Source organism: Acinetobacter sp. YH12040, assembly GCF_013420005.1.
Taxonomy (GTDB): domain Bacteria; phylum Pseudomonadota; class Gammaproteobacteria; order Pseudomonadales; family Moraxellaceae; genus Acinetobacter; species Acinetobacter amyesii.
In genome coordinates this window covers 1-1,315 of the sequence record NZ_VOZB01000037.1, presented here as the reverse complement: position 1 = coordinate 1,315, position 1,315 = coordinate 1, and the positions used below count along the sequence as shown (strand labels likewise).

The 1,315-nt window shown below is 39.9% G+C and carries 1 protein-coding gene; it reads left to right on the top strand.

The window, feature by feature from the left end; translation table 11 throughout:
• The first annotated feature begins 133 nt into the window (after positions 1–133).
• Entirely contained in the window at positions 134–319 is a 186-nt protein-coding gene (locus FTT99_RS16325; protein ID WP_180159886.1) for a hypothetical protein, read from the top strand.
• The last annotated feature ends 996 nt before the right edge of the window (positions 320–1,315 follow it).

Genomic DNA, 1,315 nt, shown 5'->3' with positions numbered 1-1,315 from the left:
GATGCTCCAGAGGGAAATACTCCTAAAGTGCCTTTATAGGTGCTTTAGGGTGAGTATTCCCTTCTATCTGCTCAACTCTCACCATAATGATACTAATCACTAAGTCAAAAACTTAAAAAAAAAGGGGTTTGAAGTGAAACAAGTCATAGAGCTTTTAGGTAAAACAGTAAAATTCGTACATACAGAGAATGGTCATTTCTTTGAAGAACAAGGAAAGGTCACAGAAGTTTTATTGTCTTTAAATGGTCAAAATCAGATTTCAATTGATGAGAAAGAATTATATTTGTTGTCTGATCTGCTAGAACTAGAGATCGTCTGAAAGCCTTGCTATACAAGGATTACGTGAGATTTCGTCAATATACCAAGAGACCAATAAAAAAGCCCCTAAGTAGGAGCTGTTTTCGGGAAAATGTGTGCTAATTGGGTAAAGCGAAAATAGCATATCTGTATGCAGCACTCAAGGCGCAGGAGCCTCGTCGATGGCTCCTCGGCGTTTGCGCCTATTTTGCTGCTTTTTTATTGCTATCGTGTCGCATTTGCTAATTCTTACCGATCTAGGTCAACAGGGAGCTTGTAATCAGGGAAAAAGGTGTTTTCGTAGTTTATTGCGTCAGTTCACTCGTAGACACTCGTTCTGTAATTTTTATCAGGAATGCACGCTTCCGCGTTTCTCAAGAAACAGGCAAAAAAAAACCTGTCTAATGACAGGCTGGATATGCTTTCTCGGTTTGCATAAAAACAATATATCAAATATATTCTAAGCACGGTTATTAATTCTTGGCGGAATTAATAACGAAAGTTATCTGTGTCACAAGCACTAGATAAAATCAGGATAAAATCCCCGTGCGGTAAAGAGATTATAACCACACAAGATTTAAAATAAATCCCTTTCGTTTTTAAAACTGCTCTAGTAATTAATTCCGTCCGTTTAAATGGGTGGCAGGATTAGTGACGACAGCATTTAAGCGGTGATTTTTAGCCTGTTACTGGGGGATCTGAACAAAGCAGGCAGCAGCATGAGTAGTTTTGAGCCGTACGTGAGTATATTGGGCGTTCCGCCCTTGCGATGTACAAATGGCAATATAAGCGGTCTTAAATGCGTTCAGGCGGTGTTATAAGCCGTAATTAAGACAGGTGCAGCGTTATACCGTGATGCACTCCGATTGAAGCGACGCTCGGCTCCGTAGTGATGCTCCAGAGGGAAATACTCCTAAAGTGCCTTTATAGGTGCTTTAGGGTGAGTATTCCCTTCTATCTGCTCAACTCTCACCATAATGATACTAATCACTAAGTCAAAAACTTAAAAAAAAAGGGG